Here is a 16,481-nt window from a genome sequence, read left to right as displayed (position 1 = left end):
CATTGACGTTATACGTCATACGAATTACGTTTGCCCGGAGACGTCGGCTCCAGCCGCCGATCCCGGAAGGCGGGCAGCAATGAAACACCGAGCGTTATGGTCGGCCTTGGTGGTCGTGGCACTGGCCGTGGCCGGCTGTGGAAGCGCGGCCCGGACGGCCGCCCCGTCCGGAGGCTCGCAGCAGAAGCAGCAGAAGCTCGTGGTCTGGGACTGGAAGTCCGGTGAACCGGCCGCCACCGCCTACATCGAGAAGGCGAAAGCCGACTTCGCCAAGCGGCATCCGGGAGTCACCGTCGAGTTCGTCGCCCAGCCGTTCGACCAGTACTACACCCTGCTCGGCACGGCGATCCAGGCCGGCAAGGGACCCGACGTCATGCTCTTCAACGGGGGAGGGCAGATCCGCGATCGGGTCGGCGCGCTCCTTCCGCTGGACCAGTACGTGGCCGAGGACAAGAGCCGGCTGGCGGGCTGGGACGCGTTCAGCAAGGACGGCAAGATCTACGCCGCGCCGGTGACCCTGCAGGGGCACCCGATCTACTACAACAAGACGCTCTACGAGAAGGCCGGCCTCGACCCGGCGAACCCGCCCAAGACCTGGAACGAGTTCGTCAGCGGCTGCGCCGCCATCAAGAAGGCGACCGGGGCCACCTGCTTCGCGCTCGGCAACAAGGAAGGCTTCGGCATCCAGTTCTTCCTGTCGGGTCTCGGATCCGGCGTCCTGACGCCTCAGGAGTACGACGACTGGATCGCCGGGAAGCGCGACTGGACCTCTCCTCACGTGAAGCGGATCTTCGAGCTGTGGAAGGAGACCGGCGACAAAGGGCTGAACAACGACGGTGCCAACTCCACCGCGATGTTCACCGACATCTTCAGAGTCTTCGAGACCGGTAAGGCCGCTCACATCATCGGGCTGATGTCGGACATCGGGCACTGGAAGGATTTCGGCGAGTTCCTGCCGCCCGACAAGATAGGCGTCATGCGGGCCCCCGTCGTCACCAGCGGAGCCACCCCGAGCCTTCCGTACGACGGCGGCATCGGCTACGCGGTCGCCAAGTGGACGAAGGAGCCGGCACTGGCCGCAGATCTGGTGCGGTCCCTGACCTCGACCGACGCCTTGACCGCGTTCTACGCCAAGGCCGGCGCGATCGCGTCCGACACGACGATCGACCTCTCGCAGGCCGGCCCGGCCGCCGTCTCGATCGCGTCCGAGATCAAATCCGGCAAGCCCGCCCTGCACGTGGCGCTCTCCTCCAAGACCCTCGACCTGATGGGAAGGCTGTCCCAGCAGCTCCTCAGCGGGTCGACCACCGTGGACAAGGCGGTGCAGCAGCTGGCCGCCACCGACCGGGCGGGCTGACCGCGTGCCGATCGGAGGTACCTCCCCGTTGGTCCGCCCGGCCGGCTCCGTGCGGGCCGACGGAGCGACCGTCAAGCAGCCGCGACGCCGCCAGGACGCCCGTAGGGGGCGCACGGAGCGCCTCGCCCCCTATGTTCTGGTGGCCCCGGCCGTACTGATCATCGTGATACTGCGTCTGTGGCCGCTGGTCCTGGGGGTCAACTTCTCCTTCACAGGTGACGGCGAGCTCAACGGAACCCCCGTCGGCCTGAGCAACTATCTGGCCCTGGCCGGCGACCCGTTGTTCCGCACCGCCCTGCGCAACGTCGGGCTGCTGGTGCTGCTGCTTCCCGTGGCGGTGGCGATTCCGGGAATGCTCGCGACCTTCATCTATCTGCGCGTGCCGGGTCACCGGGTCTATCGCAGCGTCTATTTCTTCCCGGCCGTGCTCTCACCGGTGATCGTCGGCGCGATCTTCAACCTGATGCTCGGGTACGACGGCCCGTTGAACGCCGTCCTCGGGGCGATCGGCGCCGGACCCGTCGACTGGCTCGGCGATCCGGGCATCGCCATGTTCACGGTTGTCGGCGTGCACATCTGGGCGACGTTCGGGATGGCCCTGGTGGTGTTCCTCGCCGGATTCAGCACCCTGGACGCCTCGCTGCTGGACGCCGCCCGCGTGGACGGCGCGTCGCTCCGCCAGACCATCTGGCACGTGATCATCCCGAGTCTGACGCGCACCATTCAGTTCGTCTTCGTGACCACGATGATCGGGATGCTGACGTCCATGTTCGGCCTGCTCTTCGTCATGACCAGCGGGGGCCCCGAAGGGGCGACCTACCTGCCGGAGTACTACATCTGGCACCAGCAGGGACAGATGAACCAGCCGGCGCTCGCCTCGGCCGCCTCGACGGTGCTCTTCGTCGTCATGCTCGTGGTGGGGCTCCTGCAGATCACTCTGCTCCGCCGCGCGGGAAGGCAGGACTGATGCCCGGCAGGCGTCTGGCCAGGTGGGTGGCCGCTGTCCCGATGGCCGTTCTCGCGCTGGCGACGATCTATCCGCTCGTGTTCACCGCCAACGTCGCGATGAAGACCCGCCGCGACTACATCCTCGACCGGTTCTCGCCGGCGGGCTCCCTGCGCTGGGACAACCTCGCCGAGGCGTGGGCCGGCGCCGGAATGGCGCGGTACTTCGTCAACTCGTTCGTCGTCGTGGCGTTCGCCGTGGCCCTGCTGCTGCTGTTCGGGTCGATGGCGGGCTTCGCGCTGAGCCAGTTGCGCTTCCGCGGCTCTTCGGTGATCTTCCTGGGCTGCCTCGCGGGGCTCTTCGTCCCGTTCCAGGTGATCATGGTGCCGCTCACCAGGGTCATGGCCGACAGCGGGCTCATCGACACCTACCCGGGACTGATCCTGGCCTACGTCGCGCAGTTCCTCCCGTTCACCGTCTTCCTGATGACCAGCCACTACAGGACCATTCCGGCGGAGATTGTCGACGCGGCCAGGATCGACGGGAACACGGTGTACGGCGTGTACCGGCGGATCATGCTCCCGCTGGGCGTTCCGGCACTGCTGTCGGTCGGCATTCTCGACGCCCTGTTCTGCTGGAACGACGTGCTCATCTCCCTGCTCATGATGCCGTCGCCAGAGCATCGCACCCTCATGATCGGGGTCAACGCGCTGCGCGGGCAGTACTCCGACGACATCCCCACCTTCGCCTCGGGAGTCCTGATCGCCGCGGTCCCCGTGCTGATGATCTATCTGTTCCTCCAGCGCCAGATCGCCGACGGCGTCACCGCCGGTTCCACGAAGGGCTGACATGCGGATCACGGGGTATCGCACCACGACGACGGTGCAGGAATGGGGGCGTCCCGTCGGTGACGCCAACGGCGTCTTCGCCGACGGGGTCGTCTCGGTGCCGATCGTCATGGTGGACACCGACGAGGGGATCACCGGCATCGGCCTCGGGCCGCACGTGGAGATCGAGGCTGTCTTCGCCGCGATCGAGGGCGAGGATCCGCGCGGCGTGACGGCGCTCTACGACCGCATGCTGCGGCAGACTTTCAAGGCGGGCCACGCCGGCGCCGTGTTCGGCACGATCGGCGCACTCGACACCGCCCTGTGGGACATCAAGGCACAGGCGGCCGGTGAACCGCTCTGGCGGCTGCTCGGCGGACGCGACCGGCGGGTGCCCGCCTACGCCTCGGGCCTCGACATCGGCCTGACCGACGACGAACTCGTCTCGGCCTACCAGGTCTACGCCCGGCACGGCCTGCGCGCGGCCAAGATCAAGGGCGGCCTCGACATCGAACGTGACCTGCACCGCCTGACGCTGGTACGGGACGTCCTGACCGAGGCCGGGCACGGATCGCGGCCGGGCCTGATGCTCGACGTGAACGAGGCCTGGACCCGCAAACAGGCGGTCCGGCACGTCTGCGAGCTCGAACGCACCCTCGATCTCACGTGGATCGAAGAGCCGGTCCGGCGGTGGGACGCCGAAGGCCTGGCCGCCGTCGGCCGCGGGATCCGCGCCTCCGTCGCCACGGGGGAGAACCTCACCGGGCTCGAGCAGTTCCGTCCGCTGTTGGCCGCGGGGGCCGTCGACGTCGTCCAGACGGCCGTGGTCTGGGGGGTGACCCACTTCCTCCGGGTCTCCGCGCTGGCGCACGCCCATGACCTGCCGGTCAGCCCGATCGGCGCCACGCCGGTCGCGCTGCTGCACGCCGCGACGTCGGTGCCGAACCACCTGGCCAGCGAGTTGCAGGACCTGTGCCCGCCGCTCGGGCTCTCGCTCGACCTGTACGTCGAGGACGGCGCGTTCATCCTCGGGGACTCGCCGGGCCTCGGCATCACGATCGACGAGCAGGCGATCAACGCCTTCACCCGCCGGCCGGCCGCCAGGGCCGCGGAGGGCCCCCACATCCGGCCGGAGCACGCCGGACGACGGCTGCTGGCGGTCACCGGCGGCCTCCGTCAGATCTAGCACCGTGCTCAGGAGCGCCATGCATCAGCCGAAACCGGTCTACGTCGGTTACCTGCTCGTCTACTTCGTCGGTAGCCCCGCAGCCGACGACGAACGGATCCGGATGGCGCTCAGTTGTGGCAACGACCCGTTGCACTACCAGGAACTGAACGCCGGAAAGCCGATCCTGACCTCCAGCCTCGGCACCAAGGGAGTACGCGACCCTTTCCTGATCCGTTCCCCCGAGGGCGACAGGTTCCACCTGATCGCCACGGATCTGCGGACGTCCGGCGGCGACGAGGACTCGGTGCAGCTCATCTGGGACAGAGCCGAGCGCACCGGCAGCAAGTCGATCGTGGTGTGGGATTCCACGGACCTGGTCAACTGGAGCGGTCAGCGCCTCGTCCAGGTGTCCGGCGACACCGCGGGCAACACCTGGGCGCCGAAGGCGTGCTACGCCGAAGAGCTCGGCACCTACGTCGTCTTCTGGGCCTCGAAGCTCTACGCGAAGGACGACCCTGACCACACCGGAACGACCTACAACCGGATGCTGTACGCCACCACCACCGACTTCCGCATGTTCAGCGAACCCAAGATCTGGCACGATCCAGGGCATGCGGTGATCGACTCGGCCGTGATCAAGCACAACGGCGTTTACTACCGTTACACCAAGGACGAGCGGGACCAGACGGCTTCCGTGCCCAGCGCCAAGCTCATCACCGCCGAGAAGTCCCGCGGACTGACCTCCACCACGTTTGACTTCGTGGCCGACGGCATCGGCGACGGGGAGATCGACCGCGGCGAAGGCCCGGCCGTGTTCAAGTCGAACACCGAAGAGAGGTGGTACATGTTCATCGACGAATTCGGGGGGCGCAACTACGTCCCGTTCGAGACCACCGATCTCGACTCCGGGAAATGGCTGCCCTCGACGAGCTACCGACTGCCCCCCGGAGCCAAGCACGGCTCGGTGCTCCCCCTCACCCAGGCGGAGTACGACCGGCTGCTGAGTGCTTACGGCGGGCAAGAGAGCGATTCTTGATCATGCACGGTCAGGCGCCGTCTTCTCCGCATGCCGGCCACCGCCTCCCCCTGCTGGGCGGAGTAGGTGGCCGGTGTCCGGATTGCCGAGGGTCTGTCCTGGGGCCGGGTCAGCGGTAGCCGGCGGCGATGATGTCGGCCTGGACGGCGTTCTCCGTGGCGTCAGTGGGGTAACCGGCGACCATGGCTCCTTCGTAGAAGGTTCCGGCACTGAGATTGGCGCCGCCGTCGGGCTTGCAGCAGTCGCCACCGCTTCCCAAGATGATGGCTCCCTGCTTCTTCATCGGGCTGTAGCCGTTGGGGAGGGACCCGTCGTACAGGGTGTACAGGCTGCCGGACTGCGCGTTGCTGCCCTTGATGGCGAACCGGTTGGTGCCGTTGTTCTTCAGCGTGGCCGTGACGAACTTGTGGGGGAAGGCCCGCTGGTTGGGGTTCCACGACTGGCTGCCGCCGGGGTAGAGCCCCCATTCGAGGTCGGCCTGGACCCACGGGCCGGTTCCCTGGCAGCCGCCGAACCAGCACTGGGTGCTGAAGTTGATGGCGTCCATGGCGCCGGCGGCGTCGGCCTTCCTGGTCGTCTCGCTGTTGCCGTAGTCGAAGCAGCAGCCGCCGTTGACGTGGGTGCCGCTGGTGACCATGTACATGCCCTCGGGTGCGCTGCCGGTGGGCACGCCGGTCAGGTGGCCGTCCCGCCAGTAGCTGTTGCCGGGATTGATGTAGAGCGAGTACGCCTTGCCGCCGCCGACGGTGAGCGACTCGGTGGTCGCGATCGCGGGCCTGCTCTGAGGAGAGCCGGGGACCACGCTGGATCCCTGGTACCACAGGTCGTTGCCGTGCCCGGACTGGTCGTACAGAACGGTCATGACGCACGTGGTGCCGGCGCAGAAGGAGTCCTGGGCCCCGGCGTCGGCGACGCCGCCCGCGCTCAGCACGCCGATGTTCCTGGTCGTGCTGTCGGAGGAGCGCCTGACCTGGTACAGGTTGCCGTTGTACGAGCCGTAGAGCGCCCTTGTCGTGCTGTGCGCGGCCACGCAGGGCGTGCCGCCGGAGGCGTAGATGTCGCACGCGCGCGCGCCGGGCGGCTGCGGGGTCGGGGTCGGCGTCGGGGTCGGCGTCGGGGTGGGCTCGGCTCCGGTGGTCCATCTCTGGTTGGTGCCGCCGTGGCAGGTCCAGATCTGCACCTTGGTGCCGTTGGCGGTGCCGGCGCCGCTGACGTCCAGGCACTTGTTCGCGCCGACCGCGGTGACGCTGCCGTCGGCGTTGAGCCGCCATTTCTGGTTGTTCTGTCCGTTGCAGTCCCAGATGATCACGCTGGTGCCGTCGGCGGTGCCGGCGCCGTAAACGTCCAGGCACTTGCCGCCGTAGACCCGCAGCTCACCGGAGCCGGTGGAGGTCCACTGCTGGTTCGCCTGCCCGTTGCAGTCCCAGATCTGCGCCTGCGCGCCGTTCGTCTGCGAGGCGCCGCTGACGTCCAGGCACCGCCCCGACCCCACGCTCACCAGCGGCGTGGTCGCTGCCGAGGCCGGTGCCGACCAGGTCAGGACGGTGGCCAGGAGCGTCGCCAGCGCCGCCACCGCGGATGCGACCAGGGCCGTCCGGGAGCGCCTTTCGCGCCTCGCACGGCCCGGTAAGGGAACGGAAGAAGGCTGCATTGTCGTACTCCTTGGAGGTAGGGCGAGACCGAGGCAGCCGCGCTCGGAGACCGGTGCGAATCGATTCGCCAACGCACGGCATCAACTGAGGAGGGGAGACAGCGGTGTAGAGCGAAGCACATACGACGGGCGGACCGCCTGTCAAGGCTCCGCCCTCTCCGGCGGCCTGCCGGAAGTCCTGCCCGGCGGCACTCATCGGCGGTGCTCGTGGTCCGGCTCGATGAAACGTTCATCCGCCCCGGCTCGGCTGATCAAGCCCGTCGGTTCCCTGTTGAGCGAACCGGTTCGCAAGGCGGATCACTGCGACGAGAAGAGGCGCTGCTGGATCTCCCTCCGGTAGTCGTCGAGGGTGTTGTCGATGTGCGTGGCCGCGGCCTGGGCGGCCGCTTCCGGGTCGCCTGCGCGGATGGCCTGGTAGATGGCGTCGTGCTCCTCGACGGCCTTGGCGGCGTGCCCGCCCACCGAGCCGCGCAGCCCGATGAGGTTGGACTGCGCCTGCAGCCTGCGGGCCTCCCGCACCGTCACCTGGAGGAACATGTTGTGCGAGGCCGTGGCGATGGCGGTGTGAAAGGTGTCGTCGCCCTTGTTGAACAGGTCTTCCTGCCCCGTCTCGAAGCCGTGGCGGCACAGGCCGGCCGCCTCCTCGATGGCCTTCAGCTCCGCAGGGGTGGCGCGGCGGGCGGCCAGCCGGCTGGTCTCCATCTCCTGCGCCCGGCGGAACTCGAACAGCATGAAGACGTGGTCAAGGTCGGTGGGAAGGAAGAAGGAGGCCCAGCGCCCGGTGCCGAACATGCCCTCGTCGTCGGCCACGTACAGGCCCCGGCCCTTCTGGGCGCGCACCCGGCCGAGTGCGGAGAGTATCTTCACCGCCTCGCGGACGACGGTGCGGCTGGTGCCCAGCTGCCGGGCCAGCTCGATCTCCGTCGGCATGCGGTCGCCCGGACGCAGGCCGAGCCGGACGATGTACTCCAGTACCTGCTCGGCGGCCACCTCGTAGCCCGGCCGGTATCCGCTCTCTCGCGGGGTGTCGGTCACCGTGCTTCCTCCTCGCCGTTCCCTGCAAAGTATGACTGATGAGGGTGCCCTCCCAGGCTCGGGCGTCGTGTCGATTAGTACGACACATATGAACGGTTCATTGGAGAGCGATCGGCGAGAGCATCCAGAGCTTTCTTAATCACCGCTGGTGAATAGCGCAAAACGGCTAACCGCGGCCGGACTATCGGTGTGCAAAGGGTGAAATAAGCGGGCTTAAGGGCTTGACGGACATCCCTACTCACAACGTAATTAGAAGCGATGATCCTCAGAAGGGCGTGACCTGCGCCACACCCGTACCCCCCAAAGGAACCACTGTGCAGTCATCCTCGCCCGTCACGGCGCTGAGACCGATCCTGATCGGCATCGCCGTGGCGCTGGCCGCGGCGTTCGCCCTCGCCGCCCCCGCCACCCCGGCTCTCGCCGCCACCACGACCCTGTACGCGTCGCCCTCCGGCACCGGCACCGCCTGCACGTCCGCCGAGCCCTGCTCGCTGGCCGCGGCGCAGACGGCGGTACGTTCGCTGAACGGCGCGATGTCCGGTGACATCGTCGTGGAACTGGCCGACGGGGCGTACCGGCTCTCCGCGCCGTTCCGGCTGACCGCCGCCGATTCCGGGAACAACGGCTACGCCGTCAAATGGCAGGCCGCGGCGGGCGCCCACCCCGTCATCAGCGGAGCCAAGGCGGTCACCGGGTGGACCGTGGCCGATTCAGGGAAGAACATCTGGCGCGCCGACGTCGGCTCCGGGATCGACACCCGGCAGCTGTACGTCAACGGCGCCCTCGCCACGCGGGCGCGTACGACTGTGAACCGATCAGACTTCACCGCGACCACCACCGGCCTGAGGTTCGGCAACAGCGCGCTGAGCTATCTGAACAACCTGGCCAACCAGAGCCGGGTCGAGATGGAGAGCGTGGGCTCGTTCACGGACCGCTACGTGACGGTGCAGAGCATCAGCGGGAACTTCATCACGATGCAGCAGCCCGGCTGGAACAACAACACCTTCGGGTACGACACCTTCACGAAGCCGCACCGGGCGGGCCCGCTGTACCTGGAGAACGCCTACGAGTTCCTGGACGCGCCGGGCGAGTGGTACATCAACCCCGGGACCGGCGTCCTGTACTACATCCCGGCCGCCGGGCAGAACATGAGCAACATCAGCGTCGAGCTGCCGATTCTCCAGTCCCTGGTGAACGTCGGAGGCACCTACGACGCGCCCGCGCACCACATCACGTTCAGCGGGATCACGTTCACCGGCACGACCTGGCTCGGACCGAGCAGCAACCAGGGCTTCGCCGACCAGCAGACCGGCTCCTACATCGCGGGCAACTGGAACTGGCCCGCCGACAGGCTGACCTCCTGCCAGGAGGGCTGCCAGCAGTTCGAGGCCGCGCGGCCGAACTGGTATCAGATGCCGGCGGCCGTACAGGTGTCCGCGGCCAACAACATCACCTTCACCGACTCCCGGTTCGTCAACCTCGGTCAGACGGCCGTGGGCATCGGCAACGACGCCAACGCGCACGCCAGCGGCGTCGGCCTGGGCGCCGCCGACATCACGGTCACCCGGTCCGAGATCGCGCAGAACTCGGCCGGCGGCGTCGTGGCCGGCGGCGTGCGCGCCGACGCGCACCACCCCAGTGACCAGCGGATGGTCAACCGGAACATCACCGTCAGCAACAACCGCATCCACGACCTCGGCCTGGACTACCGGGGCATCGTCTCGGTCCTGACCACCTACGTCACCGGCACCGACGTGTCACACAACGAGGTCTACAACCTGCCGTACACCGGCATGTCGATCGGCTACGGCTGGGGCGCCAACGAGCCGGGCGGCAGCAACAACTACGCCAACCGCGGCCTGTACAACTACCAGCCGCGCTACACCACCCCCACGACCGCGTCCGGCAACAAGCTCATCGGCAACTACGTGCATGACGTCATGCAGCAGATGACCGACGGGGGCTGCATCTACACGCTGTCGTGGAACCCGAACGCGGTGATCAGCGGCAACCACTGCCTGCGGACCAACGGCTATTTCGGGATCTACTTCGACGAGGGCTCCAAGTACTACTCCGTCACCGGCAACGTGCTGAACAACACCGGCACCTGGGCCACCGCCAACTACTGGGGTGGCGAGAACATGGGGAACTTCACCGTCACCGGCAACTGGTCGACCAACGGCAGCACCAACGTGACCAACGGCGACCGCGGCAACGTGGTGAACAACAACGTCACCGTCACCAACGGCGCCTGGCCGGCGGGCGCCCAGGCCGTGATGGCCTCCGCCGGTCCCCAGGGCCAGCCTTCTGGGAGCACGAGCGCGATCAAGGGTACGGGCTCCGGCCGGTGCCTGGACGTCAGCGGCGCCTCGCAGTCCAACGGCGCGCAGGCGCAGATCTGGGACTGCAACGGCCAGGCGAACCAGCAGTGGACCTCGACCGCGAGCGGTGAACTGCGGGTCTACGGCGGCAAGTGCCTGGACGTGAACGGCGCCGGGACGGCGGACGGCACCAGCGTGATCATCTGGGACTGCAACGGCCAGAACAACCAGAAGTGGCGACTCAACGCCGACGGCACGATGACGGCGGTCGGCGCGAACAAGTGCCTGGACGTCAGCGGCGCCGGCACCGCCAACGGCACCAAAGTGCAGATCTGGACCTGCACCGGCGGCGCCAACCAGAAGTGGGCCCGCGCCTGACCGCGTGGCCCTCGCGCCCGCCCACGCGCCCACCCTCGGGGCCCCACCCCGGGGGGAGGCGCGTCTGGGCAGGAAGCAGACCTCGGGCAACGGCGCGGTGGCGCACGCCTTGCCCTCACTGATCCGCACGTGTCAGGAGGGAACCCTCATGTCCCGACGTCCGTGGCTCACGTTGCTGACCACGATAGCGCTGATCATTCCCGGAGCCCTCGCGCTCGGTGCCTCCCCGGCGAACGCCCTCGTCATCCCGGCGTCCGACTACCAGCAGGTGTCTCTCGCGTCAGGAGGCGCGGAGCTGGGTGAGGCGATGTCGCTGGCCGTGATGCCGAACCGGTCGGTGGTGCACACGGCACGCGACGGCACGGTGCGCATCACCGATGTCAACGGCAACACGAAGGTGGCAGGCAAGCTCGACGTCTACAGTCACGACGAGGAGGGCCTGCAAGGGGTGGCGGTTGACCCCGACTTCGCGTCGAACCGGTACTTATGGCTCTACTACTCGCCGCGGCTGAGCACGTCGAACGGCGATGCGCCGAGCAACGGCTCGCAGGCCCAGTTCGACCAGTGGAAGGGCGAGCTGCACCTGTCCCGGTTCACCCTCAAGTCGGACGACACCCTCGACCTGGCCAGCGAGAAGGTGGTCCTGCGCGTCCAGAACGACCGCGGCCTGTGCTGTCACGTGGGCGGGGACCTCGACTTCGACGCCGCCGGAAACCTCTATCTGACCACCGGCGACGACAGCAACCCCTTCGAGTCGAGCGGCTACGCCCCGCTGGACGAGCGGACCGACCGCAACCCGCAGTTCGACTCCCAGCGCACCGCCGCCAACACCAACGACCTGCGCGGCAAGCTCCTGCGCATCAAGCCGCAGCCCGACGGCACCTACACGATCCCCAGCGGCAACCTGTTCCTGCCGGGGACGGCGAAGACCCGGCCGGAGATCTACGCGATGGGCTTCCGCAACCCGTTCCGGATGAGCGTGGACAAGGCGACCGGCGTCGTCTACCTCGGCGACTACGGGCCGGACGCGGGTGTGACCAACTCCAACCGGGGGCCGAGCGGGCAGGTGGAGTTCGACCGCATCACCGGTCCGGGCAACTACGGATGGCCGTACTGCACAGGCACGAACACCACCAGCGAGACCTACAACGAGTGGAACTTCGCCACCAACAGCACCGGGCCGAAGTTCAACTGCGCGGGCGGCCCCACCAACAACTCCTTCCGTAACACCGGCCTGACCACGTTGCCTCCGGCGAAGCCGGCGTGGATCAAGTACGCGGGTGACTCGGGAAGCCCGCCGGAGTTCGGCTCCGGGTCGGAGTCGCCGATGGGTGGTCCGGTCTACCGTTTCGACCCCAACCTGAACTCTTCCGTCAAGTTCCCGCAGACGCTCGACGGGCGGTTTTTCGCCGGCGAGTACGGCCGGCGCTGGATCAAGGCGATCGAGGTCAAGGCGGACGGCGGCTACGGGGAGATCTCGGCGTTCCCCTGGTCGGGGACGCAGGTGATGGACATGGCCTTCGGCCCTGACGGTGCCCTGTACGTCCTCGACTACGGCACCGGGAACAACAACCAGGCGCTGTACCGCATCGAGTACATCGGCACCGCCAACCGCAACCCCATCGCCAAGGCGTCCGCCGACAGGACCTCCGGACCGGCCCCGCTCACGGTGAACTTCTCCTCGGCGGGCAGCTCCGACCCCGAGGGCGGCGCGCTGACGTACTCGTGGAACTTCGGCGACGGCACCACCTCCACGGCGGCGAACCCGAGCAAGACCTACACCACGGACGGCAGCTACACGGCGACGCTGACGGTCCGGGACCCGCAGGGTCTCACCGGCACGGCGAACGTGACCGTGAACGTCGGCAACACCGCGCCGACGGTCACCCTCACCACCCCCGCCGACGGGCAGCTGTTCTCCTTCGGCGACACCGTGCCCTTCCAGGTCACCGTCAGCGACCCGGAGGACGGCACGATCGACTGCGCCGGGGTCACCGTCGCCTACTTCCTCGGCCACGACAGCCACCGCCACCAGATCACCTCCACGACCGGCTGCTCGGGCTCCATCGCGGTGCCGGTCGACGGGGAGCATGACGCCGCGGCCAACATCTACGGCGTCTTCGAGGCCTCCTACACCGACAAGGGCGGCCTGACCTCCACGAGCGCCCGCACGCTCCAGCCGCGGCACCGGCAGGCCGAGCACTTCGGCGCCCAGCAGGGCATCCAGACGGCCGACCACACCACGGCGGAGGGCGGCAAGACGGTCGGCTTCACCGACGACGGCGACTGGATCTCCTTCCAGCCGTACAACCTGGGCAACGCGACGCGGATCACCGCCCGGGTGTCCTCGGCCGGCGCGGGCGGCCGGATCGAGGTGCGGGCGGGCTCGGCGACGGGCACGCTACTGGGCACGGTGAACGTGACGAGCACGGGCAGCTGGGACACCTTCGCCGACGTCTCGGCGAGTCTCAGCGGCGCTCCGGCCGGCACGACGACGCTCTACCTGGTCTTCCGCGGCCCGACCGGACAGGGCTACCTGTTCGACCTGGACGCCTTCACCTTCGACACCGGCACCCCGCCCTCGGGGAGCACGAGCGCGATCAAGGGCGTGGGCTCCGGCCGGTGCCTGGATGTCAGCGGCGCTTCGCAGTCCAACGGCGCGCAGGCGCAGATCTGGGACTGCAACGGGCAGTCGAACCAGCAGTGGACCTCGACCGCCGCAACTGAGCTGCGGGTCTACGGCGGCAAGTGCCTGGATGTGAACGGGGCCGGGACGGCCGACGGCACCAGCGTGATCATCTGGGACTGCAACGGCCAGAACAACCAGAAGTGGCGCCTGAACGCCGACGGCACCATCACCGCGGTCGGCGCGAACAAGTGCCTGGACGTCGGCGCCACCGCCAACGGCACCAAGGCGCGCATCTGGACCTGCAACGGAGGGTCCAACCAGCGCTGGACCCGAGTCTGAAGGGACACCCATGCTGCGACATCTGACCCCCGCCGCGCTCGGGCGCACCACGGGGAGCGACCGCAAGAGATCCGTGCTGAGACGCCTGTCGGCCACGGTGGCGGCGATCACCGCCGCCGCGACGGTGATCCCCGCCATCCCCGCCCAGGCCGCCGCCTACAAGGTGCTGGTCTTCTCCAAGACGGCCGGCTTCCGCCACGACTCGATCCCCAACGGGATCCAGGCCATCCGCGACCTGGGAGCGGCCAACGACTTCGCCGTCGACGCCACCGAGGACTCCAACGCCTTCAGCACCGCCAACCTGGCCCAGTACAAGGCGGTGGTCTTCCTCAGCACCACCGGTGACGTGCTGAACGACGCCCAGCAGGCCGCCTTCCAGACGTACGTGGACGGTGGGGGCGGTTACGTGGGGGTGCATTCGGCCGCGGACACCGAGTACAACTGGCCGTACTACGGGCAGCTGATGGGGGCCTGGTTCAACAACCACCCGGCGATCCAGCAGGCCACCGTGCGGACCGAGGACCGGGCGCACGCCGCGACCGCCCACCTGGGGGCGACCTGGTCACGCACCGACGAGTGGTACAACTACCGCACCAACCCCCGCCCGAACGTCCGGGTGCTGCAGAGCCTGGACGAGGGCAGCTACAGCGGCGGCGGCATGGGCGGCGACCACCCGATCACCTGGTGCCACCCGCAGTCCTCCGGTCGCGCGTTCTACACCGGACTGGGGCACACCCAGGAGTCGTACGCCGACCCGAACTTCCGGACGCTGCTGCTCGGCGGGATCCGGTACGCGGCCAAGGCCACCAACGCCGACTGCCGCCCGGAGACCGGGTACACGACGTTGTACAACGGCTCGACGACGGGCTGGTCGCAGGCCGGGCCGGGATCGTTCGCCAACAGCGACGCCACGCTGACCTCCCAGGGCGGCATGGGCATGCTGTGGTACAGCGCCAAGGAGCTCCACTCCTACTCGCTCAAGCTCGACTGGAAGATGACCGGCGACTCCAACTCCGGGGTGATCGTCGGGTTCCCGTCCACCAGCGACCCCGACGCGGCGCTCAACACCGGATATGAGGTGCAGATCGACGCGACCGACACCCCGGACAAGACGACCGGGGCGATCTACGGGTTCAAGAGCGCCGACATCGCCGCCCGCGACGCGGCGCTGAACCCGCCGGGTCAGTGGAACACCTACGAGCTGCTGGTCGAGGGCGAGCGGCTGCAGGTCTTCCTGAACGGCACCAAGATCAATGATTTCACCAACACCGATCCGGTCCGCTCGCTCCAGCAGGGCTACATCGGCATCCAGAACCACGGGTCCGGCGACGTGGTGTCATTCCGCAACATCCGCATCAAGGAACTGGGCGGCACCCCGCCCACGGAAGGCACGAGCGCGATCAAGGGCGTGGGCTCCGGCCGGTGCCTGGATGTCAGCGGCGCTTCGCAGTCCAACGGCGCGCAGGCGCAGATCTGGGACTGCAACGGCCAGAACAACCAGAAGTGGACCTCGACCGCCGCAACCGAGCTGCGGGTCTACGGCGGCAAGTGCCTGGATGTGAACGGGGCCGGGACGGCGGACGGCACCAGCGTGATCATCTGGGACTGCAACGGCCAGAACAACCAGAAGTGGCGCCTGAACGCCGACGGCACCATCACCGCGGTCGGCGCGAACAAGTGCCTGGACGTCGGCGCCACCGCCAACGGCACCAAGGCGCGCATCTGGACCTGCAACGGAGGGTCCAACCAGCGCTGGAGCCGCGTCTGAGGCCACCTGACAGCGATCAACGGGTGGCCGCGGTCACGGCGCCTGGGCGCTGAACACGAGGTTGCGGCGCAACCGTTCGGCGCACCACCGGAAGTGCCCGTCGCTCTCGCCCATGCCGAACAGGTCGTACGTCGTGAGGGCATATACGGCCTGGTAGGCGGTGAGGGCGGCGGGCGCGTGGCCGAGTTCTCGGGCGAAGAGCCGGGTGAGCTCCGCGGTGTGCTCCCCGGCGTACGGGCCGTACATGTCCCAGACGGCCGCGGTGACGGCCGCCTCGAAGGCCGGATCACCCGCGGTCGTGTAGAAGCCGAAGTCGAGCACGGCGACGGGCCGGCCGGCGTCGTCGATGTGGATGTTGGGCGGCACGAGGTCACCGTGGATCGCCGTGACCGGAGCATCGGGAAGCGACCGCAGGGTGTCCAGCGTGCGCTCGACCCCCGCGCTGAAGTCCGGCACATGCACGGCCAGCGCGGAGCCGTGCCGGGTCGCGGCTCGAACGACCAGGGCCGCGAGGGCGTCCTGGAAGCGGTTGTGCCCCTGCCACAGCGGACGGTCATCGCCCTGGACGGTCAGCTGACGCATGGCGTCCGTGCCCGGCACCGAGGCGAGGCCACGCAGGACGGCGAGCAGTGCGTCCCCATGATGAGCGGGCAGCTCGCGCTCCTGCTTCTCGTGCGCGGAGTCGCCCCGCATGGGGACGCCCGGCAGCTCGCGCTCGTACGTCACCACGACACCCTCGTGCTCCTGGACCTGGAAGATCTCCGGGGTGGCGAACGGCAGCCGGTGTTGTGCGACGTCCGCATAAACCTGGCGGGTGAGCTCGGTCGGAGGCCGGCCGGTCCACACCTTGGCGACCTGGCCGTCGCCCAGCCCGTAGACGACGCCCTCGACACCCGCGCCGATACGGCGGGCCCCTGGGTGTCCGCGGTCCGCGAAGTAGCGGGGCCACGGATCGGCGACGCCGGCCGCCTCGGCCTTCAGCGAGATCTCCATGCGCGTATTAGATCAGCAGCCGCACCGGCCCAA

Annotated in this window: 11 protein-coding genes; 8 read left to right on the top strand and 3 right to left on the bottom strand. The window is 68.4% G+C overall.

Annotated elements, in window-relative coordinates:
• Positions 1-109: 109 nt before the first annotated feature.
• The 5 genes from ABD830_RS02585 to ABD830_RS02565 are packed head-to-tail and all read left to right on the top strand — an operon-like array spanning position 110 to position 5,334.
• Complete coding sequence (locus ABD830_RS02585) at positions 110-1,357, top strand: ABC transporter substrate-binding protein (RefSeq protein WP_344984640.1); 1,248 nt, start codon at positions 110-112, stop codon at positions 1,355-1,357.
• A gap of 4 nt (positions 1,358-1,361) precedes the next feature.
• Positions 1,362-2,324 carry a carbohydrate ABC transporter permease gene (locus ABD830_RS02580; protein ID WP_344984639.1) on the top strand — a complete coding sequence of 321 codons (963 nt, stop codon included), beginning with the start codon at positions 1,362-1,364 and terminating at the stop codon, positions 2,322-2,324.
• Entirely contained in the window at positions 2,324-3,151 is an 828-nt protein-coding gene (locus ABD830_RS02575) for a carbohydrate ABC transporter permease (protein ID WP_344984638.1), read from the top strand. Before ABD830_RS02580 ends, ABD830_RS02575 begins: the two co-directional genes overlap by 1 nt.
• Position 3,152: 1 nt before the next feature.
• Positions 3,153-4,316 (top strand): mandelate racemase/muconate lactonizing enzyme family protein, encoded by a 1,164-nt coding sequence (locus ABD830_RS02570; RefSeq protein ID WP_344984637.1) that lies wholly within the window; start codon positions 3,153-3,155, stop codon positions 4,314-4,316.
• Between the two features lie 19 nt (positions 4,317-4,335).
• Positions 4,336-5,334: a glycoside hydrolase family 43 protein gene (locus ABD830_RS02565; RefSeq protein WP_344984635.1), complete on the top strand. Its 999-nt coding sequence runs from the start codon at positions 4,336-4,338 to the stop codon at positions 5,332-5,334.
• Between the two features lie 109 nt (positions 5,335-5,443).
• Here the strand turns inward: ABD830_RS02565 and ABD830_RS02560 are convergent, their stop codons facing one another.
• Complete coding sequence (locus tag ABD830_RS02560; protein WP_344984634.1) at positions 5,444-6,985, bottom strand: arabinofuranosidase catalytic domain-containing protein; 1,542 nt, start codon at positions 6,983-6,985, stop codon at positions 5,444-5,446.
• 297 nt (positions 6,986-7,282) lie between these two features.
• The gene (locus tag ABD830_RS02555) at positions 7,283-8,020 is read right to left on the bottom strand and encodes a FadR/GntR family transcriptional regulator (protein ID WP_344984633.1); all 738 of its coding nucleotides are present in this window, start codon (positions 8,018-8,020) and stop codon (positions 7,283-7,285) included.
• Between the two features lie 314 nt (positions 8,021-8,334).
• Between ABD830_RS02555 and ABD830_RS02550 the strand changes: the two genes are divergently transcribed.
• From ABD830_RS02550 to ABD830_RS02540, 3 genes are all read left to right on the top strand, one after another.
• Complete coding sequence (locus ABD830_RS02550; RefSeq protein WP_344984632.1) at positions 8,335-10,719, top strand: RICIN domain-containing protein; 2,385 nt, start codon at positions 8,335-8,337, stop codon at positions 10,717-10,719.
• A gap of 148 nt (positions 10,720-10,867) precedes the next feature.
• The gene (locus tag ABD830_RS02545) at positions 10,868-13,687 is read left to right on the top strand and encodes a PQQ-dependent sugar dehydrogenase (protein WP_344984631.1); all 2,820 of its coding nucleotides are present in this window, start codon (positions 10,868-10,870) and stop codon (positions 13,685-13,687) included.
• Positions 13,688-13,697: 10 nt separating this feature from the next.
• Positions 13,698-15,455, top strand: coding sequence for a ThuA domain-containing protein (locus ABD830_RS02540; RefSeq protein WP_344984629.1), 1,758 nt, complete (start codon positions 13,698-13,700; stop codon positions 15,453-15,455).
• Between the two features lie 33 nt (positions 15,456-15,488).
• On the opposite strand, the gene ABD830_RS02535 is transcribed toward ABD830_RS02540, so the two are convergent.
• Entirely contained in the window at positions 15,489-16,448 is a 960-nt protein-coding gene (locus tag ABD830_RS02535; protein ID WP_344984628.1) for a phosphotransferase family protein, read from the bottom strand.
• Positions 16,449-16,481: the final 33 nt, after the last annotated feature.

The organism is Nonomuraea helvata, assembly GCF_039535785.1.
Classification (GTDB): Bacteria; Actinomycetota; Actinomycetes; order Streptosporangiales; family Streptosporangiaceae; genus Nonomuraea; species Nonomuraea helvata.
The sequence above is the reverse complement of the archived record's forward strand: the minus strand, read 5'-3'. Positions and strand labels throughout refer to the sequence as shown.

What these genes read in the sequence shown, in the direction of transcription:
- ABD830_RS02575 (WP_344984638.1), top strand. Translation starts at nt 2,324, where the DNA reads ATGCCCGGCAGGCGTCTGGCCAGGTGGGTGGCCGCTGTCCCGATGGCC.
- ABD830_RS02570 (WP_344984637.1), top strand. Translation starts at nt 3,153, where the DNA reads ATGCGGATCACGGGGTATCGCACCACGACGACGGTGCAGGAATGGGGG.
- ABD830_RS02565 (WP_344984635.1), top strand. Translation starts at nt 4,336, where the DNA reads ATGCATCAGCCGAAACCGGTCTACGTCGGTTACCTGCTCGTCTACTTC.
- ABD830_RS02560 (WP_344984634.1), bottom strand. Translation starts at nt 6,985, where the DNA reads ATGCAGCCTTCTTCCGTTCCCTTACCGGGCCGTGCGAGGCGCGAAAGG.
- ABD830_RS02545 (WP_344984631.1), top strand. Translation starts at nt 10,868, where the DNA reads ATGTCCCGACGTCCGTGGCTCACGTTGCTGACCACGATAGCGCTGATC.
- ABD830_RS02540 (WP_344984629.1), top strand. Translation starts at nt 13,698, where the DNA reads ATGCTGCGACATCTGACCCCCGCCGCGCTCGGGCGCACCACGGGGAGC.
- ABD830_RS02535 (WP_344984628.1), bottom strand. Translation starts at nt 16,448, where the DNA reads ATGGAGATCTCGCTGAAGGCCGAGGCGGCCGGCGTCGCCGATCCGTGG.